The sequence below is a fragment of the Actinomadura sp. NEAU-AAG7 genome, from assembly GCF_018603865.1.
Classification (GTDB): Bacteria; Actinomycetota; Actinomycetes; order Streptosporangiales; family Streptosporangiaceae; genus Spirillospora; species Spirillospora litoris.
Map to the genome: position 1 here is coordinate 1,900,985 of NZ_JAHFZY010000001.1, position 20,213 is coordinate 1,921,197.

Genomic DNA, 20,213 nt, shown 5'->3' on the forward strand with positions numbered 1-20,213 from the left:
CCCGCCCGTCACTTCCAGTCGCGGGTGAGGTCCTGGCCCCAGGGGACGAGGTTCCAGGGGCTGCCGCCGTCCTCGGCGAGCCGGGCGACGAGGCGCTCGTACTCCTGCTGCGCGCTGCCGCCGCCGCCCGACCACAGCAGCCGGCCCTGGAGGTAGCAGGTGGCCATGTCCTCCCAGGACGTGTAGCGGCGCTGGATGTCGAGCGCGAGCGGGAGCATGCGCTCCCAGCAGTACTCCTCGGTGAGCCAGCCGACCATGTGCCCCCACCGGTAGAGCATGAGCGCGCGGCCGTAGTCCCAGATCAGGAAGCGGCCGACGTTGGCGCGCAGCGCCGGGTCCGCCAGGGTCTCCAGGCGGTGCAGCTCCTCGGCGGCGTGGTCGCGGTCGTTGAACAGCCGGTGCAGGAACTGGGCGAGCCCGGCGCCCTCCTCGCTGGCGTCGGCGCCCGGCTCGTCGCGCAGCAGGGGCGGGACGAGCCGCGCGTACGCGGCGCCCTCCGTCCCGTAGCGGACGCGGACCAGCTCGATCAGCCGCTCCACGAACGGCGGCTCCAGGGCGTCGCGGGCGATGAGGCCGTCGACCTCGCGGAGCAGCGCGGTGTAGGCGTCGCGTTCGGCGGGGGCGCGGGCGGCGAGGTCGGCGTCCTGGGTGAAGTCGGCGCGGTGCCCGTCCTGGACGAGCCAGTTCACGGCGCCGAGGAGCTGCTCCAGGTCGTAGGCGCCCCACGGGTCCTGGAGGAGCTCCAGGGCGGTGCGGCGGTCGGCGGCCGCGGCGGGGTCGCCGGGGGCGGCGCCGAGCCGGTCGAGGCGGAAGCCGTTGATCGCGCCGTAGGGGGCGGCCGCGCCGATGATCCAGCGCTGCACGGGGGTGAGGTCGTCGCCGGAGGCGAGGGCGGGGCCGGAGATCAGCTTCCAGAGCCGGTCGTGGAACTCGGCGGCCTTGCGCCGCTCGCTCTCGAAGAACCCGGCGAGCTGCGTGCGCAGGGCCGGGTGCCGGACGAACAGGCGCCGGAAGAAGCGGCCGTTCTTCCACACGAGGTGCTCGGGGCGCAGCTCGCCGAACGGGACGCGGGTGTGGCGGTGCACCAGCTCGCGCTCGGCGAAGCGCAGTTCGGTCACGGGCCACAGCCTCACCAGCGGGGTGAAGCGGACGACGGCCACGTAGCCGGCGACGAGCGCGAGCAGCGCCGTGCCGGGGGCGAGGGGCCAGCGCGCCGCGTCCTGCATGCCGGTGAGGGACAGGACGGCGCCCGCGAGCAGCAGGGCGATCCCGCCGATGCCGCAGGCCACGAACCAGGCGGTGGCGAGTTGGAGCGAGATCTCGATCCGCACGACGGCCGCGTCGTCGTCGATCTCCAGCGCCGCCTCGGCGAGGGTTCCCTCGACGGCCCGCTCCAACGCGTCGAGCCGGGGGGCCTGTTCCATGGGCAGGACCGTACCCCATCGCCCGATCGGGGTGATCACCACGAGTGGGGGAGGCTCAGCCCGCCTGGAGGTGCCGCATGAGCAGGCCGTGGCGCTGCCAGCCGTCGGGGGAGCGGCCGTCGCCGAGCGGGAACAGCGTCATCGGGGTGCGCGCCGGGCCTACCTGCTGCCCGGGGAGGTCGGCGGGGCCGGTGACGGTGCCGGTGACGGCCAGCGCGACCGGGGCGGGCGCGCCCGTCCAGCGCGGCTCGGTGGTGAGGTCGGCGCGGCCGGGGCAGAGCTGGACGAACAGCGAGGCCAGCGGTTGGTCGGCGGCGAGCGCCCCGACCAGCGAGGGCAGGTGCCGCAGCGGCGGCGGGTCGGTGGGCGCGTAGCCGACGGTGACGGTGGTGACCTCGGCGGCGCCGCCGCCCTCGGTGGTGGCGAAGTCGCAGATCGCCTGGGCGGGGCGCGGGCCGTCGCCGACGACCAGCAGCCGCGCGGTGGAGCGGCCGCGCGCGTACTCGGTGAGCCGGTCGCCGCGCCAGGGGTGCTCCAGCGGCTCGGCGGGCCCGAGCCCGGCGGGCTGCTTGCCGGTGAGCAGTTGCAGGAGGCGCTCGACGGGTCCGCCGAGGTCACCCTGCGCGCCGTGCCTGATCCGGTAGACGAGTGTGAGCTGCGAGCCGATCGCGGCGGTGGGGCGGGTCGTGAACCCGGGCGCGTAGTCGCGCGCCTCCGGGACGGGGACGAACGTCGCGCCGTCCCACTTGAGCGGCCGTCCGGTGAGGCCCTCGTAGTAGCCGTCGCCGTGGCGGACGACCCACTGGAGGTCGGCTCCGGCGGCGACGGTGCGCAGCGGCAGCGACAGCCGCGAGTCGAGGGGGGTGAGGAGCTGCAGCGTGCGGCCGCTCTCGGCGCAGTCGGCGACGGCCCTGGTCAGCCAGCCGCTGAGCGGGATGACCGGCCGGTCCTGCAACACGACCATCGCCTGGTCGGTCAGCGCGTCTACGGTGCTCATCTTCGGGGGAGTCTAGTGGGCGGTCGCGGGGATCCGAGGTCGAGATGACCTTGCCTGGATGACTTTGCCGTGACTCCGGTGGCTCTTGTCCATTGTGTGCTGAAATGTTACGGATGCAGCGAGCCGCGCCGTCCCGCGCGCCCTCCAGGCGGGCGCACTACCGGGACGTGTACTACACCGACGACGCCCCCCGGCCGCCGGAACCGCCGGCGCGGGGGCGGCTGTGGCGCGTGCTCGGCTGGGTGTCGATCGCGATGTCGGCGGTGCTGGTCGCGGGCAGCCTCAGCGCCTACGGGTTCTGGCGGCGGCTGGACGGCCAGATCGACCGCGAGCACGTGGACGACAAGCTCGGCGCGAACCGTCCGGCCAAGCTCAACAACTCGATGAACATCCTGATGATCGGGTCCGACAGCCGCGCGGGGGAGAACGCGCGCTACGGCCAGGAGGTCGGGCAGCGCTCGGACACCACGATCCTGCTGCACATCTCGCCGGGCGGCGAGCAGGCGCTCGGGATCAGCTTCCCGCGCGACTCGATGGTGAACCTCCCCTCCTGCCGCAGGACGGGCGGCGGGTCGTCGCCGCCGCAGCTCGCGATGATCAACGCCGCGTTCTCGACCGGCGGCCCGGCCTGCACGTGGCGGACGATCGAGTCGCTCACCCGCATCCACATCGACCACTTCGTCGAGGTGGACTTCGCCGGGTTCAAGCGGGTCGTGGACGCGCTCAACGGCGTCGAGATCTGCGTGCCCCGCCGCATCGACGACCCGAAGGCCGAACTGCACCTGCGCGCCGGGCCGCAGACCGTGCGCGGCGACCAGGCGCTCGGCTACGTCCGCACCCGGTACGTGCTCGGCGACGGCTCCGACCTCGACCGGATCAAGCGGCAGCAGGCGTTCATGGCCTCGGTCGTGAAGAAGGCCACCGACAAGGGCATGCTCACCGATCCCGGGCGCACTTTCTCGTTCCTGTCCGCCGCGACCAGGTCCATCAAGGCGGACGACCGGTTCACGCTGTCGGTCATGCAGAAGCTCGCGGGCAGCCTGCGCGGGATGAGCGCGGGCAAGGTGCGGTTCGTGACCGTCCCCGTGCAGCCGTATCCGGCGGACAGGAACCGCGTCCAGTTCAACCAGGCGCTGGCGGAGCCGCTGTTCAGGTCGATCCGCGAGGACAACGCGCCGCCCGCCGAGCCGGCGGCGCCCGCGCCCGTCCCGGCGCAGCGGCCGAGCGGCGTCCCGCCGGTGCCGCCCGTCCCGCCCGCGCAGGTCAAGGTCGCCATCTACAACGCGACGAGGCTGAAGGGGCTCGGCCGGCGGACCGCCGACCAGCTCACCGGACGCGGCTTCCAGGTCGTCAGGGTCGGCACGCGCGCGGTGCCCGCCGGCGCCCCCACGCAGATCCTCTACGGCGCCGGGGCCGAGCGGCAGGCGGCGCGGCTCGCGATCGCGCTGCCGGGGCATCCGCCGCGCGCGTGGCCCGGCGGCAGGCCCGGCTACGTCTATCTCGTCATCGGCAAGGACGGGGCGGTACTGTCCGGGGCGAAGCGGCCGATGCCCCAGGTCTCCGGGGAGATCAGGGCCGACCGGAACATCTGCGATCGGACGTGATGACGGCATCACGCATCGCCCAGGTTTCGCGGACGTGGAGAACCGGTCAACCAGGACGTAGTCGCCACCACATCCCGGTATGTTGGCGGCGCGCCACCCCATGACGCACCCCCTGGCCCACCGATCGCTTCAGAGCGCCCCAATCAGGACCGCCTAACAGAACCAGCCCCCTGCCCCAGGAGCCGCCCCCCCGCCACGGGCTCTGCCGGGCGAAAGCGCCCCACCCGGAACGGACCGATAGGGACCGATGCAGCCCGAGCCCTTCACCCTGTTGATGACCGTCTACGGCGGTGATCGGGTGGAGTATGTCCGGGAGGCGTTCCACAGCGCCGTCCACCACCAGACGCTGCGTCCCGACCAGGTCGTGCTGGTGCGGGACGGCCCCGTCGCGCCGGAGCTGGCCGACTGCCTGCGGGGGCTCGTCCTGGACAGCCCCTCGGAGGTGACGTTCGTCGCGCTGGAGCACAACCGCGGCCTCGGCCCGGCGCTGGACGCGGGCCTGAACGCCGCCTGGCACGACATCGTCGCCCGCATGGACGCCGACGACGTCGCGATGCCGCACCGCTTCCAGGAGCAGGTGCCGCTGGTGCGGGCGGGCGCCGACCTGGTCGGCGCGGGCCTGCTGGAGTTCGGCTCCGACATCTCCGACATCGTCGGGCGGCGCATCCCGCCGAGCGACCCCACCGACATCGCGCGGTACTCGCGGCTGCACGACCCGTTCAACCATCCGACGGTCGTGTACCGGCGCAGCGCCGTGATGGCCGTCGGCGGCTACGGCGACCTGCCGCTGATGGAGGACTACTGGCTGTTCGCGCGGATGATCGCGCAGGGCGCGCGGGTGGTGAACCTCGCCGAGCCGCTCGTCTACTACCGGGTCGGGGACGGCGCGTACGCGCGCCGCGGCGGCCGCGACCTGCTGCGCTCGGAGCTGCGGCTCCAGCGCGCGATGCGCGTCGAGGGCTTCATCACGCGCCCGCAGTACTGGCGCAACGTCGTCGTCCGGGGCGGGTACCGCCTCGTCCCGACGCTGGTCAGGCGGCCGTTCTACCGGATGCTCGTGGCGCCCTACGGCGCGCGCCGCAACCGGTCCCGCAGGCGCGCCGCCGCCGAGGCGCCGTCCTACGTCCCGAGGCACGCCCGCGCCCAGGAGGCGGAGCCCGAGCCGGCCCCGCCCCGGCATCCGGCGGGCTAGGGGACGGGACGGCTCCACAGCACGGGCTGGTCGGCGCCCGCGTCGGTGCTGCGCCCGACGCCGAGCAGCGAGTTCCTGAACGCGGCGAGCCCGGTGACCTGCTGGTCGCCCGCCCCGCCGAGCCCGGTGCCGCCGGGCGTCGTGCTCTTCCAGGACGAGCCGTCGGCGGACGTCCACGAGACCACGTCGGCGGCGCCGTCCTGCTGGACGGTGCCGGTCCCCGCGAAGCCCTTCGGGGTCGCGGCCAGCGCGGTCGTGATGACCTCGTTCGTCCCGCCGCCCGGCACCGGCAGCGGACGCCACGTCCGGCCCGCGTCGGACGAGGTGTAGCCCAGCCACACGAGGCCCCGCGGCGTCGCGGCGATTCCGGCGGCGACCAGCGTGTTCCCGCGTGCGGCGATGTGCGTGAGGTGGCCCTCGGTGATGCCGCCGGGCAGCGGCAGGTTCTGGAGCGACCACCGCTTGCCGTCGCGCGACGTCCACACCGCGGGGTGGTTGCCCTTGGCGTCGCGCTCGCCGCCGACGGCCGCGAATCCGGACGACCCGGCGGAGGCGACGTCCAGCATCCAGTGGCTGCGGTTCCTGGCGCCTTCGAGGGCGTTCCGGCCGCCGCTCGTCCCGCGCTCCCAGTTCTTGAGGTCGCCGGAGTACCAGGTGACCGCCGAGAACCCCTCGATGCCGACGACCACGTACCCGCCGGGACCGGACGCGGCGGCGGAGGTCACCGGGACGCCGTTCCGGGTGGCCCGGAACGCGGCGGCGTTGTCGGCGGCCTGCCAGGTCGCGCCGTCCGCCGAGGTCACCACGAGCGCGCGGCGCGGCGCCGACTGGTCGTAGCCGACCGCGAGCCAGCCCGCCTTCCCGCCCGCGACGTCGATGAGCTGCTGCGGCCCCGGCCGGGTGAACGCGGCGCCGAGCCCCTGCGCGGGCTTCCAGGCGCCGCCGTCGGCCGAGGTCCAGGCGGCGGCGTCACCGGACGCGCTGCCCACCGCGACCGCGAGGTCGCCGTTCACCCCGACCGTGCGGACGGTGTGGTCGGGACGGATCGCGCCCGGCACCTTCGCGAGGTCGACCGGGACGGCGGTGCCCGCCGCGTCCCACACGCCGAGCATGGGGTCCATGTCGCCGCCGCCGGGCTCGCGGCCGACGACGACCGTCCGCCCCCCGGCGAGCGCGCCGCCGCGGATCTCCCGCTGCGGCCTGGTCTCGACGGTGCCCGCGTCCTTCCACGCGGCGCCGTTCGCGCTGCGCGACAGCAGCACGTCGCGGCCGCGCACGACGACCGCCGCGAACCCGCGCTCGTCGCCGAGGACCTGGCTCGTCCGCTCGTAGCCGCCGGTGGTGAGGTTGCCGGCCCTGCGCCACTGCGAGCCGTCCCTGGACGCGAACGCCTGCGCGTACGCCTTGCCGCCGGCCCGGATCTCGCGCAGCGCGAGGAACCCGGCCCCGCCGCCGCCGATGATCAGGCCGCGGCTGCCCCTCGGCACCGGCACGTCCGAGGCGGACCAGGTGCGGCCGCCGTCGTCGGAGCGCCACACCTTGCGGTAGGGCGGCTTGTTGCGGCCGGGGGTGACCAGGCCCTCCAGCAGGATCACCTTGCCGCTCGCGGCGGCCTCGACCAGCGAGAACGTCCCCCGGTCGATCTGCACGCCGATCTGGTCGCCGGTGCGGGCCTCCCAGCGGCGCCCGTCGGCCGACAGCCACACGGCGGGCGCGGCGTCGCTGAAGTCGCCCTTCTGCGAGTGGTCGCCGACCGCCATGTACCCGCCGCCGGACGCGACGATCCGCCGGACCCGGTCGTTCGCGCCGAAGACGCCGCCGACCGCGTCGGGCTCGCGCCGCCACTCCCGGCCGTCCTCGCTGGTCCACACGACGCCGGTGCCGCCGGTCCGGGTGCCGACGGCGACCCAGCCCTCCGCCGACCCGCCGACCGCCTGGGGCGTCTCGCCCGGACGCGGCGCGCCGCCGTCGGGGCCCTGCTGGGCGGCGGGCTTGAACGTGCGCCCGCCGTCCACAGACACCAGGAACAGGCCGCGCACGGCCTGCACGTCGCTCTCGCCGCCGACCGCGACGACCGTCGAGCCCACGGACGCGACGCCGTTGAGCTCCTGGTCGCGGCCGTCGGTGCGGGCGCCGCCCTCCACCGGGAACAGCGACGCGGCGAGCCTGGCGCTCTCCTTGCCGCCGCCGTCGCCGTCGTCGCCGCCGAGGCTCGTCACGGCGAAGAAGCCCCCGGCGGCGAGCACCGCCGCGACCGCCACGCCCGCGACACCGACGAGCAGCGGCTTCTTGCCGCGCTTGCGCTTGGTCTTGCCGGGCCCGGCGGTGCGCCAGGGCTCGTCGATCGCGGGCGGCGCGGGGGGCGGCGCCGGTTGCGGCGCCGGTCGCGGGGCGGGCTGCGGGCTCTCGTAGGCGGGCTGCGGGGGGCGGCCCGGGATCTCCTGCGCGTAGGGAAACGGTTCGGCGCCGCCGCCGGTGGACGGCAGGGGCGGCGCACCACCGCCGGGGATCTCCTGCGCGTAGGGGAACGGTTCGGCGGCCGGGGGACTGGACGACGGGCCGGGTGTCCCCGGGATCTCCTGCGCGTACGGGAAGGGCTCCGGGGCGGGGGCGGGAGCGGGCGTGCCGGGGATCTCCTGCGCGTACGGGAACGGCGGGGGCGCGGACGCCGCGGGCGGGACCGGAGGTGCCGGGGGCGCGGGCGGCACGTCGGGCTGCGGGGGCGCCGGAGGCCGGGCGGGCGGAGGCACGGGCGTGTCGATGTGCGTCACGTCCGGGTCGGGCTGCGGGAAGTCGAACTGCGTCTTGTCGTTCTGGGCACTGTCGTTCTGGGCGCTGTCGTCGTCGGCGTACGGGAACGGCGGCGGCAGCGGGATGTCGGTCGAGGTCAGCGAGGCCGGGTCCGGATCCGGCTCCGGCTCGGCGGCCGGGGGAGCGGGCGGCTCCGGCTCGTCCTCGGGCCGCTCCTCCTGCTCCGGCCGCTCGTCCTGCGGGTTCCGCTTCTCGAACACCTGCGTCTTGTAGGCGCCCGCGAGGTCGCCGCCGACGATCGTCTTGTCGTTCTCGGAGTCGTCACCGGGCTCGACGGCCGGTTCGGCGACGGTCTCCTCTGCGGGCGGGGGCGAGGGGGGCGCGGGCGGCGGCTCGGGCAGCAGGTTCGCGCCGCCCGGCCGCGGGCCGTCCGAGAGCCACTGGGGCGGCGGCGGGGCGCCGAACCCGTCCGGGGCGGCCTCCGGCCGGTCGTGGCCGTTCTCGTCGTCCGGCGTGTCCGGAGCCTTGGGTGGGGTCACGCCCGTCTCCCCCAGTCGGTCGGTCGGGTCGGTCGGCCAGTGCGGTCGAACGGTTCGATCAGGTCGGGTCGGTCAATCCATGACCTCCGCGGACCAATGTGTCGCCAGCGATGATAGCGATCGGTCCAGGTGCCCTCGTTCGGCCCCGCTCGGCGCCCGGAACCGGGCCTAGCGCGTGCGTCCCGCGGACATGCAGCCCGCGCCGGAGCAGTGCGTCAGTGCGTAGAGGAGCGCGGACAGCTGCCGCCGCCGGTCACGCTGGAGCCGTCCTCCCAGGTTGTCGAGCTGGTGGGGGTCGCGGGTCATGTCGTAGTACTCGCGCTCGCCGTTCTGGTACTCCACGTAGAGGGCGTCGGGCAGGCGCAGCGCGTTGTAGGTGGGCGGCGCGCCGGGCGAGGAGTCCTGCCGGTCGGGGTCCTGCGGCGACGGCGGCGGCTTGACGTGCTCGACCAGCGCGGCGGTCCGCCAGTCCGGCGGCCGCGCGCCGCGCAGGAACGGGACGAGCGAGCGCCCGTCGGTGGCGGGCGGGACGGCGGCGCCGGCGATGTCCAGGAACGTCGGCGCCAGGTCGGTGTTCTGGACGATCGCCCCGGTGCGGCCGCCCGCCTCGACGCCCGGCCCGACCACGACGTAGGGGACGCGGATGTCGGTGTCGAACGCCGTCATCTTGCCGCCCGCGAGCCGGTGCTCGCCCATGTGGAAGCCGTTGTCGGAGCCGAAGACCAGGTAGGTGTCCTTGTCGAGGCCCTTGGCCGCGAGCGTCCGCCGCAACCGCGCGATCATCTCGTCCACCGCCTGGACCATGCGGGCGCGGTCGCGGAACCCGCGCTCGATGCCCTGGAGCCCCGGGCTGCGCAGGCTCGGACGCGCGCGCAGCCAGGACGGCTTGTCACCGACGTCGGCCTCGTTGAAAGCGGGCGTGCGCGGCGCGCGGACCCCGGGGAGCGCGCCCGCGTGCCGGGGCGCCGGGACGAACGGCCCGTGCGGCGCGAACGTGGCGACCTCCATGAAGAACGGCTTCCCGGCGGCGGCCGCCCGCCGGACGAAGTCGTCCGCCTTCCCCGACAGTACGTCGGTCAGGTAGTCCTGCGGCGCCTGCCCGTGGTGGACGAGGCGCCCGTTCTCGTTCAGGTTGTAGTTGTACTCGGGGTAGCCGTTGCCCGTGACGTACCACTCGCTCCACCCGGGCGGGACGTACGGCGCCGGGCCGCCCTGCCTGTCGCCGGGCTGGTAGCCGTTGAGGTACTTGCCGAGGAACGCCGTCCGGTACCCGGCCCCCTGGAGCCCCGCGCCGAACGACGCCTGCTCGCCGCCGTGCGCCTTGAAGACCCGGTAGCCGCCGTCCGGCGGGAAGTTGGTGCGCACCCCGGTGTTGTGCGGGTACTTGCCGGTCAGGATCGTGGACCGGGACGTGCAGCACAGCGAGTCCGCCACGAAGAAGTTGTCGAAGGTGAGGCCCTTCGCCTGCATGTCGCGCACCTGCGGCATGTGCGCGATCAGGTTCCACGAGAGGTCGTCGGTGAGCACGAAGACGATGTTCGGCTTGCCCGGCGGCGCCGCCTTCGGGGCGCCGCCCTTGCCCTCGCCGCCCGAGCACCCGACCAGTGCCAGCGCCAGGACCAGGCAGAACAGGGCCGCCGGCGCGGGTCTCGGGAGCCGCCGTCGATGGATCAAGCCCGCCGCCCCGTCCCGTGCCGATGATCAAGTGCCGTTGGCAGCGTAACGATTCGATGGGCGTTTCGCTCGGAGAGTGACGGTTCGCCCGCCTTGTGGTGCTGGTTCGCGGTGCCGGTTCGCGGGCTGGTTCGCGGTGGCAGTCACGTTGTTGGCATCATGCGGGGGGATGAACAGATGGGCCGGGGATCCGCGACTGCGCGGGCCGCTGACGCCGCTGATCGCCGGGGCCGCCATCAGCGCCGTCGTGGCGCTCGTCGTCGCGATCGCGAACGCGTGCGTGCCCGGCTCGGGGAGACCGGAGGCGCGGCCGAGCAGGCCGGCCGCGGCGTCCGGGGCGCCCGTGCCGAGCCCCGCCGGGACGCCGGGGCCGATCACCCCGCCCGGATACGCGCCCGACAGGCCCGTGCTCGACCGGCCGTTCGCCGACCCATCGGTGATCAAGGTCGCGGGCACCTACTTCGCCTACGGCACCAACAACGGCGAGGCGGCGATGCCCGTCGCCACCGCGCCCTCGCCCACCGGCCCGTGGACGCGCACGCCCGGCGACGGACTCGCCCGGCTCCCGGCCTGGGCCACCACCGGGCGGACGTGGGCGCCGGAGGTCGTTCCGCCGCGTCCGGGCCAGGCGTCCTACACGCTCTACTTCTCGGCGCGCCGCAAGGACGCCGACGTCCAGTGCATCGGGGCGGCGACCGCGTCGTCGCCCGCCGGGCCGTTCGTCCCGGTCGAGGGGGACCCGCTCGTGTGCCCGCGGCAGCTCGGCGGCGCCATCGACCCGGCGTCCCACATCGAGCCCGACGGGACGCGCTACCTGCTCTACAAGAGCGACGCGCGGGAGACGTCGTCGATCTTCCTCGTCCGGCTGAGCCCGGACGGCCTCGGCATCGCCGCCGCGCCGGTCAAGCTCATCGGGCGCGAGTCCGAACCCGTCCTGGTCGAGGCGCCCGACCTGGTCAAGCGGGGCGGGAAGTACGTGCTGCTGTACTCCTCCGGCTGGTACTTCCGGTCGAACTACCAGACCCGGTACGCGACCGCGCCGTCCATCGAGGGCCCCTACACCAAGGCGCCGGCGCCGCTCCAGTCGACCGAGGCGTACGGGCGGCGGATCGACGGGCCGGGCAGCGCGGACGTCCTCAGCGACGACACCGGCGACTACCTGGTCTTCCACGGCATCATCGGCTACCACGGCGGTGCGAACGTGAACCGCGGCATGTACGTGGCGCCGCTCGGCTGGGACGGGGCGCGGCCCGTCGTGCGCGGCGTCCCCGTCCGGTACGAGGCCGAGGCCGGACGGCTGAACGGCTGCGTCTCCGCGCTCGACCGCCCCAACGCCTCCGGCCGGAAGGCGGTCGGCCCGTTCGACCGCGACGGCTGCCGCCTGGAGGTGCCGGTGTTCGCGCCGACCGCCGGGCGCTACACCGTCCGGACGCAGTACGCGAACCGGTCGGGCCGCGACACCGACCTGGAGCTGTCGGTGAACGGGACGGCGGGCGCCCCGGTGCGGCTGCGCGCGACCGGGGGCGCCGACTGGACCTCGGCCGCGGCGGACGTCGAGCTGGGCGCCGGATGGAACACGCTCGGCCTGCGCCGCCTGACCGGCCAGGGCCAGGTCGACTACCTGGAACTGCGGTAGGGACCGGGCGGCTCCACTCCCACCTCGCGCAGCAGCGCCTCGGTCGGCCGCGGACGCGTGAGCAGCCCCTGGCGCACGCCCCGCACCAGCGCCCGCCGCAGCACGGCCCGGTCCTCGGACGCGGCGAACGTGCGCGCCCACCGCCGCGCCGTGGACCCCGCGTACAGGACGCGCTCGGGCGGCGCGAGACCCCGGCTGCCGGTGAACAGCCAGATCTTGTTGCGGACCTCGTAGAAGAACCGGTCGCCGGGGTCGGTCTCGGTGCCGCCGAACGCCCGGGTCTTGTGGACGGCGACGCTCGCCGGGCAGAGCAGCCCGCGCCGCCCGCGCAGCAGCCGCGTGGTGAACTCGAAGTCGTCGTTCCACAGGAAGTAGTCGGCGACGGGCAGCCCGCGCTCGCGCACGGCCGCCGCGTCCACCAGCACGGACACGAACGACGCGGAGCGGATCGGCACGCAGCCCGCCGCCCGCGCCGCCTCCGTCTCGGCGGCCGACGCGCGGGGCTTGGCGCGCGGGGTGTTCATCGGGTGGTCGCGCCCGTCGGTCCACACCACGCGGCTGGCGACGAGCGTCGGAGGGCCACCGGCGGCGCGGTCGCGCGCGTCCAGCAGCGCGCGGAGGGCGCCGGGCTCCGGCACGGTGTCGTCGTCCAGCAGCCACAGGAGGTCGGAGTCCAGCGCGAGCGCCATCCCGGCGCCGAAGCCGCCCGCGCCGCCCACGTTGCGCGGCAGCTCCCGCAGCTCCACGCCGGGGAAGCGGTCGCGGACCATGGCGGCGGTCCCGTCCCGCGAGGCGTTGTCGACGACGACGATCCGGTCGGGCGGGCGGGTCTGGGCGCCGAGCGCGGTCAGCGCCTCCGCCAGCAGCTCGCGCCGGTCGAAGGTCACCACGACCGCCGCGACGGTCGGCGCCGCGCTCACGGGGCGCGCCGTCCGGTGGCGCGCCGGGCGGCGCGCCGCAGCACGGGCGACGGCGCCTCGGCGGCCTTCAGCAGCCGTTCGAGGTTCTGCCTGACCTCGGCCATCTCACCGTGCAGGTGCGCCAGCCCGATCCGCTCGTTCGTCCGGGCCAGCCCCTCCAGCAGGTGCGCGACGGCGCCGACGGCCGCGGCCGCGACCAGCTCCTCCGGGACGTCGCCGGGCAGCAGCGCAGCCTCCACCGGCGTCCGGGCCGTCGTCAGGTCGGCGAGGTCGCCCGCCACGTCGTAGCCGGACGCGCGCAGCGACGCGGCGGTCTCCCGCGTCCGCGCGGCGGCCCACTCCCGGTGCCGCTCGGGCAGGCCCATCGGCGTGCGGCCCGTCTCGTCGGCCGCGCGGGCGAGCCCGCTCCCCACGAGGTGGTCGCCGACCATCCGCTCGTAGTCGGCGCCCAGCGCGGGCGCGATCCGCACGTTCAGCCGCCGCAGCAGCTCGGCCTCGACCGCCGACAGCGGCTCGTCCGCGTCGATGCCCTCGATGTCGCAGGCCCCGGCGTCGATGCCGGTCAGCGCGCAGAAACGCGTCCACAGCGGCGCCGGCGACCCGCCGGGCGGCGGCAGCGTGAGCACGTGGACGCGCTCCTTCGGCACGGCCGTCGCCCACGTCGCGAGGACGCGCACCGGGTCGTGCAGCCCCCAGAACATCTCCCCGTACGGTTCGGGCGCGTCGATCCCGAACGCGACCAGGTCGTCGACGAACCGCTCGAACGTGATCGAGTGGGTGTGCCGGACCTGCTCCTGCCAGTCGAGGATGAGCTGCCAGCCGAGGTCGCGGGTGGCGAACACCACGTGCACCTCGGCGGGCTCCAGGTCCGCCACCGCGCGCGCGGCCTGCTTCTTCGACGCGCCGCCGAGGAGCCCCTGCGACAGGACGACGGTCCCGCCGTCCCAGTCGCGGGCGCGCCCGGCCACGCGCTCCCACGTCCCGTCCCAGGACGGGTCGCGGTGCCCTCCCCAGCTCATCTCGCGCAGGTCCATGACCGCCGCGAAGTCCTCCTGCGGGGCGGTGACCGGGTAGCAGACCCCGGCGTCGCCGAGCCGCAGCCGGTTCGCCCACAGCGCCCGCTGGAGGAACGCGTCCCCGGCGGTGGGCGCGCCGACATGCAGCCACACCCTCTTCTCCGGACCATGCTCGCCCACGAGAGCCCTCACCTCCTGTCCTGGATGCGGCGGTAGGCGCCCCCGACCCGCCGCACGGCCGGGTACCGCTCGGCCGCGTTCCGCGCGGCCCGGTGGACGAGCGGCAGCGCGCCGTGGGCCAGTCGCCCGGTGCGGTCCGCCAGCTCGGCCGCCTCGCCGCGCAGCCGGTCGATCTGATCGCGCGCCGGTGGCGTCCCCTCGGCCCGCCCTTCCCGCTCCCGGACGCGCAGCAGCAGCGCCGCGACCGCGTCCACGGCGACGTCGGCCAGGTCGGCGGGGGGCGGCTCCGTCGACTCCGCCTCCGCCGCGCCCTCCACCGGGACGAGTTCGTACAGGTCGCCGACCACGTGGTACCCGGCCGCGCGCAGCCCCTCGGCCGTCTCGATGGCCCGCTCGGTCGCCCACGGCAGGTCGCCGGCGGGCAGCCTGATCCTGACCGGGTCCGGACGGGCGGTCAGCACGTCCTGGGCGAGGTAGTGCTTGACCGCGTCGTTGTAGGCGGGCCATCCGAGGCCGTCGTCCAGCGCGCCGTTGAGGAGCCGCAGGAACTCGGTCTCGGCCAGCCCCAGCGACGGGTTCGTGTACGGCACGGCCAGGTCGTACCCGTCCGGGACGAGCCCGACCGCCGCGCAGAACCGCCGCCAGAGCAGGTCCCGGGGCGCGCCGGGCCGGGGGAGCGTGACGACGTGGACGCGGTCCGGCGGCAGCGAGGCGCCCCACCGCTCCAGCACCGCGACCGGGTCCTGGAGGCCCCAGAACAGCCGCGCGCTGTCGATCCCCTGCCAGTTCCGGTGCCGCAGCGCCGCGACGAAGTCGGGGAAGGACGTCGTGAACCGGTTCTTGACGTCCTCCTGCCAGTGCGCCGGGATCTGCCGGGCGAGGTCGCGGGCCGTGAACACCACGTGGACGTCGAGGAAGCCGAGATCGGCCAGCGCCCGCGCGACCTCCTCCTGGGTGGCGGGCGCGAACAGCTCCTGCGAGAGGATCACGTCGCCGTGCCAGGCGCGGGCCTCCTCCACGAGGGCGGGCCACGCTCCCCGGACGGACAGGTCCGCAGCCCCGCCGAAGAACGTCTCGCGCAGGTCGAACGCCGCGCGGACGTGCGAGGCCGAGTCGCCGCCGGGGTACAGGATGCCGTCCCCGCGCAGCCGCTCCCGGTTGTGCCACAGGACGTTCTGGAGGTAGGTCGTGCCGCTCTTGGCCGCACCGACATGCAGGTAGACCACGGGCCGCGGCTCTCCGCCGGAAGTGGGTCGGGCCACCGCGATCCTCGGGTTCTTGCCGGTACCGATCGAACCCCGGGTATCTTAGCCGCATTCCCTACCAACAGACCGGTGCGTCGTGTTCGCGTCACCGTCCGCGACACCGGGTCTACCGCTCCCCCCGCACGGGATGGACGCCGTCAGTGAATGTCGACCTCGTGGTGGCCGGATCCGGGTTCTTCGGGCTCACGGTCGCCGAACGGTGCGCCGCCGACCTCGGCCTGCGCGTCCTGGTGCTCGAACGGCGCGGGCACATCGGCGGGAACGCCTACAGCGAGCCCGACCCGGAGACGGGCATCGAGGTCCACCGGTACGGGGCGCACCTGTTCCACACCTCCAACCGGCGGGTGTGGGAGTACGCGAACCGGTTCACGACGTTCACCGGCTACCGGCACCGGGTGTTCTCGACGTTCAAGGGCCGGGTCTACTCGATGCCGATCAACCTCGGCACGATCTGCGCCTACTTCGGCCGCGCCTTCACCCCCGACGAGGCGCGCGCGCTGGTCGCCGGGCACGCGGCGGAGGTGTCGAACCCGTCCAACCTGGAGGAGAAGGCGATCTCGCTGGTCGGGCGCCCGCTGTACGAGGCGTTCATCCGGGGCTACACGGCCAAGCAGTGGCGGACCGACCCGCGCGAGCTGCCCGCCGAGATCATCACGCGGCTGCCCGTCCGGTACACCTTCGACGACCGGTACTTCAACGACACCTACGAGGGGCTCCCCACCGGCGGTTACACCGCGTGGCTGGAGCGGATGGCCGACCACCCCCGCATCGAGGTGCGGACGGAGACCGACTTCCTCGGCGTCCGCGACGACGCGGCCGGGAACGTCCCCGTCGTCTACACCGGCCCCCTCGACCGCTACTTCGGCTACGCCGAGGGCGACCTCGGCTGGCGGACGCTCGACTTCGAGACCGAGGTCAGGCCGACCGGCGACTTCCAGGGCACGCCCGTCATGAACTACGCCGACGAGGACGTCCCCTACACGCGCGTCCACGAGTTCCGCCACTTCCACCCCGAGCGGGACTACCCGTCCGACAGGACGGTGATCATGCGGGAGTACTCGCGGGCCGCCGCGCGCGGCGACGAGCCGTACTACCCGGTCAACACCGCCGCGGACCGCGCCCGCCTGCTTGCCTACCGCGAGCTGGCCAGAGGCGAGAGGGGCGTCCTGTTCGGCGGCAGGCTCGGCACCTACAAGTACCTCGACATGCACATGGCGATCGCCGGAGCGCTCAGCATGGTCGACAACAAGCTGCGCCCCCACTTCACGGGGGCCGCCCGCCTGACAACCGGAGGTGTGCACGAGTGACCGGGCAGAACGGAACCGACCTGCGCGTGCTGCAGCGCGTGGTGATCCCGGTCGACCGCGACCTCGACGTGCTCAAGCTGTACGTCGAGGGCGAGATCGGACGCGGCGCGCAGGCGCTCGCGGCCGAGGCCGCCGCCGAGGACGGCGCCGCCTCCGCCGACGCCGTCGGGCGCCGCAGCCTCGTCGTCCCGGTCGGCGGGCGGGTCTCGTTCGCGACCTACTTCAACGCGTTCCCCGCGAGCTACTGGCGGCGCTGGACGAGCGTGGACGAGGTCGTGCTGCGGGTCCGGATGCGCGGGCAGGCCAACGTGATCGTCTACCGGTCGAGCGCGAAGGGGCACGTGCAGCGCGTGGCGTCCGTCCGGTTCGACTCGCGGGCGCCGCGCGAGGAGACGTTCCGGCTGACGCTCGACCCGTTCATCGACGGCGGCTGGTACTGGATGGACGTCCTCGCGGGCGAGGACGCGGCCGTCCTGGAGCGCGCGGACTGGTGCGCCGAGGCGGGCGGCGTCCGGCAGGGCAGGGTCACTCTCGGGATCACCACCTATAACCGGCCCGACTTCTGCGTCGCGCAGCTCGCCGCGCTCGGCGGCGCCCCCGAGGTCCTGGACGTCGTGGACGAGGTCCTCGTCGTCGACCAGGGCACCCGGCTCGTCCGCGACGACGCGGGCTTCGCCGCCGCCGCCGAGGCGCTCGGCGCGAAGCTCCGCCTGATCCGGCAGGCGAACCTCGGCGGCTCGGGCGGCTTCTCCCGCGCGATGGACGAGACGCTCAGCGCCGGGACCAGCGACTACGTCCTGCTCCTGGACGACGACGTCGTGACCGAGACCGAGGGCGTGCTGCGCGCGGTCGCGTTCGCCGACTTCGCCCGCACCCCGACGATCGTCGGCGGGCACATGTTCAACCTGTTCGCCCGCTCGCAGCTGCACGCCTACGGCGAGACGATCGGGCGGTACCGCTGGTGGTGGGAGGAGGCGCCGCACACCAGGCGCGAGCACGACTTCGCCGCCGAACCCGACACGAACCCGAACCCGCGGCTGCGCGGGAGCGCGGGCGGGCTGCGCGAGACCAAGTGGCTGCACCGGCGCGTGGACGTCGACTACAACGGCTGGTGGATGTGCCTCATCCCCGTCGACGTCCTGCGCAAGGTCGGCCTGTCGATGCCGATGTTCATCAAGTGGGACGACGCGGAGTACTGCGTGCGCGCGGGCGCGGCGGGCTTCCCGACCGTGACGCTGCCGGGCATGGCCGCCTGGCACGTCCCCTGGCAGGACAAGGACGACGGGATCGACTGGCAGTCCTACTTCCACGAGCGCAACCGGCTGGTCACCGCGCTCACGCACTCGCCCTACGAGCGCGGCGGGAACCTGGTCAAGGAGAGCTACATCATCTCGGTGAAGCACGCCCTCGCCATGCAGTACTCCACCGCCGAGCTGATGCTGTCGGCGATCGAGGACGTGCTGAGCGGGCCCGGGCACATGCACGCGGGCATCACCGGGAAGCTGGCGGAGATCACCGCGTTCCGGGCGGAGTTCCCCGACGCGCACAGCCGGCCGAGCCACGAGGAGTTCCCGCGCGTGCGGCGGAGCAAGCCGCCCAAGCGGGGGCGCGGGTTCAAGCCGCCGCGCGGCAGGGTGAACGTGCTGGCGAGCGCGATGCTCGGCACGCTGAAGCAGCTCCGGCCGCTGGACCCGGCCGGGCGGACGCACCCGCAGGTCGTCGTCCCGCACATCGACCGGCACTGGAGCCTGCTCGCGCAGGTCGACAGCGCGCTGGTCTCCTCGGCGGACGGCACGAAGGTCGCCTGGTACCAGCGCGACCCCGAGCGGTTCCGCCGGCTGCTGACGCGGTCGTCGCTGCTGCACGCCCGGCTCAGCCGCGAGTGGCCCGAGCTGAGCCGCCGCTACCGGGACGCCGTGGCCGAGCTGACCTCGCCCGAGGCGTGGCGCGCCACCTTCGCGGCCGCCGAGGCGGCCGGAGCCGCCGAGGCGACGGGACTCCCCGAGGTCGCCGAGGCCGGGCCGGGCGGCGAATGACGGCGCCCCTCCTGGACGATCCGCCGCTGCGCCCTCCCGGTGAGGACGGCGGCCTGCGGCAGACGTTCCGGAACAGGTACCTGCTGCGGCTGCTCGTCCGCCGGGAGCTGCGGGCCCGCTACAAGGGGTCGCTGCTCGGCCTCGGCTGGTCCTACGTGCGGCCGGCCGTGACGTTCTCGGTCTACTTCTCCGTGGTCGGCGTCTTCCTCGGCATGGGCAAGCAGATCGAGGACTTCCCGGTCTACCTGTTCTCCGGCATGGTGCTGGTCAACCTGTTCACCGAGACGCTGCACTCGACGACCCGGTCGGTGACGGGAAACGCGCCGCTGGTCAACAAGGTGTTCCTGCCCCGCGAGCTGTTCCCGACCGCGTCCGCGCTGGTGTCGCTGGTGCACTTCCTGCCCGGCATGGTGATCCTGCTCGGCGGCGCCGCCGCCGCGGGCTGGCGCCCCTCGCCCGCCGCGCTCGCCGCCGCCGCGCTCGGGTTCTCGATCATCGTGGTGCTCGGGCTCGGCCTCGGGCTGGCGTGCGCGGCCGTCAACGTGTTCTTCCGCGACCTGGAGCAGGTCATCGACATCTCGGTCATCGTCATCACCTGGTCGGTGCCGATGATCTACCCGTGGACGCACGTCCGCGAGCACGCGCCCGGCTGGGTCCTGGACGCCTACCTCGCCAACCCGCTGGTCAGCGCCGTCTCGCTGTTCCAGCGCGCGTTCTGGCCGCCCGCGACCGGCGGTGACTTCACCCTCCCGCCGGACCTGTACGCGCGCGCCGGCCTGTCGCTCGGCGTGAGCGTGCTGGTGTTCCTCGCCGGGCACGCGTTGTTCGCCCGCATGCAGCGCCGATTCGCGCAGGAGCTGTAGCCGTGACCCCCTCGATCGTCATCGACGACGTGACCAAGCACTTCACGCTGCGGCACGCCCGCTCGATCAAGGAGATGAGCGTCCGCGCGCTGCGCGGCGAGCGGTTGTCGGACCGGTTCCGGGCGCTGGACGGGGTGAGCCTGACGATCGACCGGGGCGAGACCGTCGCGCTGATGGGGCTGAACGGGTCCGGCAAGAGCACGCTGCTCAAGCTGATCTCCGGGGTCATGCGGCCGGACGAGGGCCGGGTGCTCGTCCGGGGCCGCGTCGCCGGGCTCATCGACGTCGGCGCCGGGCTGCACCCCGAGCTGACCGGGCGCGAGAACGTCCGCCTCAACGGCGCGATCCTCGGCATGACCCGGCCGGAGATCGAGCGGAAGTTCGACGCGATCGTCGAGTTCTCGGGGATCGGCCGGTTCCTGGACGACCAGGTGAAGTTCTACTCGTCCGGCATGTTCATGCGGCTGGCGTTCTCGATCGCCGCGCACACCGAGCCGGACGTGTTCCTGATCGACGAGGTGCTGGCCGTCGGCGACCCGCCGTTCCGGGAGCGGTGCCTGGAGCGGATCCGGGAGCTGCGCGGGCAGGGCCGCACGATGGTCGTCGTCGCGCACGACATCCAGATGCTCATCGGGCTGTGCGACCGGGGGATCACGATGCGGCAGGGCCGGGTCGCCTTCGACGGGCCGACCGCCGAGGCGGGCGCGCTCGTCCGCGCCGACCGCCAGGCGCGCCGCGCCGCCGCCGCGCTGCCGGACGGATCGAGCTCCCAAATCCCGAAATCGACTTAGATAAGGTGTCCCGGGCTG

The 20,213-nt window shown here is 74.4% G+C and carries 14 protein-coding genes; 7 read left to right on the plus strand and 7 right to left on the minus strand.

Annotated elements, in window-relative coordinates; all coding sequences use genetic code 11:
- Positions 1-8 precede the first annotated feature (8 nt).
- Together KLI87_RS08695 and KLI87_RS08700 are read right to left on the minus strand one after the other, a co-directional pair.
- A complete protein-coding gene (locus KLI87_RS08695; protein ID WP_214616459.1) occupies positions 9-1,424 on the minus strand; it encodes a DUF1266 domain-containing protein in 1,416 nt (471 codons plus the stop codon).
- A 55-nt stretch (positions 1,425-1,479) separates the two neighbouring features.
- Positions 1,480-2,421 (minus strand): DUF6177 family protein, encoded by a 942-nt coding sequence (locus KLI87_RS08700; RefSeq protein WP_246249324.1) that lies wholly within the window; start codon positions 2,419-2,421, stop codon positions 1,480-1,482.
- 113 nt (positions 2,422-2,534) lie between these two features.
- Between KLI87_RS08700 and KLI87_RS08705 the strand changes: the two genes are divergently transcribed.
- Together KLI87_RS08705 and KLI87_RS08710 are read left to right on the plus strand one after the other, a co-directional pair.
- The gene (locus KLI87_RS08705) at positions 2,535-4,025 is read left to right on the plus strand and encodes an LCP family protein (protein ID WP_214616460.1); all 1,491 of its coding nucleotides are present in this window, start codon (positions 2,535-2,537) and stop codon (positions 4,023-4,025) included.
- A gap of 247 nt (positions 4,026-4,272) precedes the next feature.
- Positions 4,273-5,217, plus strand: coding sequence for a glycosyltransferase (locus tag KLI87_RS08710; RefSeq protein WP_214616461.1), 945 nt, complete (start codon positions 4,273-4,275; stop codon positions 5,215-5,217).
- On the opposite strand, the gene KLI87_RS08715 is transcribed toward KLI87_RS08710, so the two are convergent.
- Both KLI87_RS08715 and KLI87_RS08720 read right to left on the minus strand, forming a co-directional pair.
- Positions 5,214-8,507, minus strand: coding sequence for a hypothetical protein (locus KLI87_RS08715; RefSeq protein WP_214616462.1), 3,294 nt, complete (start codon positions 8,505-8,507; stop codon positions 5,214-5,216). The two genes, KLI87_RS08710 and KLI87_RS08715, sit on opposite strands and share 4 nt — an antisense overlap.
- A gap of 168 nt (positions 8,508-8,675) precedes the next feature.
- Positions 8,676-10,181: a sulfatase gene (locus KLI87_RS08720; RefSeq protein WP_214616463.1), complete on the minus strand. Its 1,506-nt coding sequence runs from the start codon at positions 10,179-10,181 to the stop codon at positions 8,676-8,678.
- 169 nt (positions 10,182-10,350) lie between these two features.
- On the opposite strand from KLI87_RS08720, the gene KLI87_RS08725 reads away from it, so the two are divergent.
- The gene (locus tag KLI87_RS08725; protein ID WP_214616464.1) at positions 10,351-11,817 is read left to right on the plus strand and encodes a family 43 glycosylhydrolase; all 1,467 of its coding nucleotides are present in this window, start codon (positions 10,351-10,353) and stop codon (positions 11,815-11,817) included.
- On the opposite strand, the gene KLI87_RS08730 is transcribed toward KLI87_RS08725, so the two are convergent.
- Genes KLI87_RS08730 through KLI87_RS08740 form a run of 3 tightly spaced genes read right to left on the minus strand, consistent with a single transcriptional unit; the run spans position 11,799 to position 15,159 of the window.
- Positions 11,799-12,737, minus strand: a complete 939-nt coding sequence (locus KLI87_RS08730) for a glycosyltransferase (RefSeq protein WP_214616465.1) — start codon at positions 12,735-12,737, stop codon at positions 11,799-11,801. The genes KLI87_RS08725 and KLI87_RS08730 overlap by 19 nt on opposite strands.
- Positions 12,734-13,945 (minus strand): hypothetical protein, encoded by a 1,212-nt coding sequence (locus KLI87_RS08735; protein ID WP_214616466.1) that lies wholly within the window; start codon positions 13,943-13,945, stop codon positions 12,734-12,736. The genes KLI87_RS08730 and KLI87_RS08735 overlap by 4 nt, the downstream gene beginning before the upstream one ends.
- A complete protein-coding gene (locus tag KLI87_RS08740; RefSeq protein ID WP_214616467.1) occupies positions 13,942-15,159 on the minus strand; it encodes a hypothetical protein in 1,218 nt (405 codons plus the stop codon). The genes KLI87_RS08735 and KLI87_RS08740 overlap by 4 nt, the downstream gene beginning before the upstream one ends.
- A 179-nt stretch (positions 15,160-15,338) precedes the next feature.
- On the opposite strand from KLI87_RS08740, the gene glf reads away from it, so the two are divergent.
- From glf to KLI87_RS08760, 4 genes are read left to right on the plus strand one after another with little or no spacing between them, the layout of a single operon-like run.
- Positions 15,339-16,505, plus strand: coding sequence for a UDP-galactopyranose mutase (gene glf, locus KLI87_RS08745; RefSeq protein WP_214616468.1), 1,167 nt, complete (start codon positions 15,339-15,341; stop codon positions 16,503-16,505).
- Positions 16,502-18,541, plus strand: coding sequence for a glycosyltransferase (locus KLI87_RS08750; RefSeq protein ID WP_308165906.1), 2,040 nt, complete (start codon positions 16,502-16,504; stop codon positions 18,539-18,541). The genes glf and KLI87_RS08750 overlap by 4 nt, the downstream gene beginning before the upstream one ends.
- The gene (locus tag KLI87_RS08755; protein ID WP_214616469.1) at positions 18,538-19,404 is read left to right on the plus strand and encodes an ABC transporter permease; all 867 of its coding nucleotides are present in this window, start codon (positions 18,538-18,540) and stop codon (positions 19,402-19,404) included. The genes KLI87_RS08750 and KLI87_RS08755 overlap by 4 nt, the downstream gene beginning before the upstream one ends.
- A gap of 2 nt (positions 19,405-19,406) precedes the next feature.
- On the plus strand, positions 19,407-20,195 hold the full coding sequence (locus KLI87_RS08760) for an ABC transporter ATP-binding protein (protein ID WP_242891252.1): 789 nt from the start codon (positions 19,407-19,409) through the stop codon (positions 20,193-20,195).
- The last annotated feature ends 18 nt before the right edge of the window (positions 20,196-20,213 follow it).

What these genes read in the sequence shown, in the direction of transcription:
- KLI87_RS08695 (WP_214616459.1), bottom strand. Translation starts at nt 1,424, where the DNA reads ATGGAACAGGCCCCCCGGCTCGACGCGTTGGAGCGGGCCGTCGAGGGA.
- KLI87_RS08700 (WP_246249324.1), bottom strand. Translation starts at nt 2,421, where the DNA reads ATGAGCACCGTAGACGCGCTGACCGACCAGGCGATGGTCGTGTTGCAG.
- KLI87_RS08705 (WP_214616460.1), top strand. Translation starts at nt 2,535, where the DNA reads ATGCAGCGAGCCGCGCCGTCCCGCGCGCCCTCCAGGCGGGCGCACTAC.
- KLI87_RS08710 (WP_214616461.1), top strand. Translation starts at nt 4,273, where the DNA reads ATGCAGCCCGAGCCCTTCACCCTGTTGATGACCGTCTACGGCGGTGAT.
- KLI87_RS08725 (WP_214616464.1), top strand. Translation starts at nt 10,351, where the DNA reads ATGAACAGATGGGCCGGGGATCCGCGACTGCGCGGGCCGCTGACGCCG.
- KLI87_RS08755 (WP_214616469.1), top strand. Translation starts at nt 18,538, where the DNA reads ATGACGGCGCCCCTCCTGGACGATCCGCCGCTGCGCCCTCCCGGTGAG.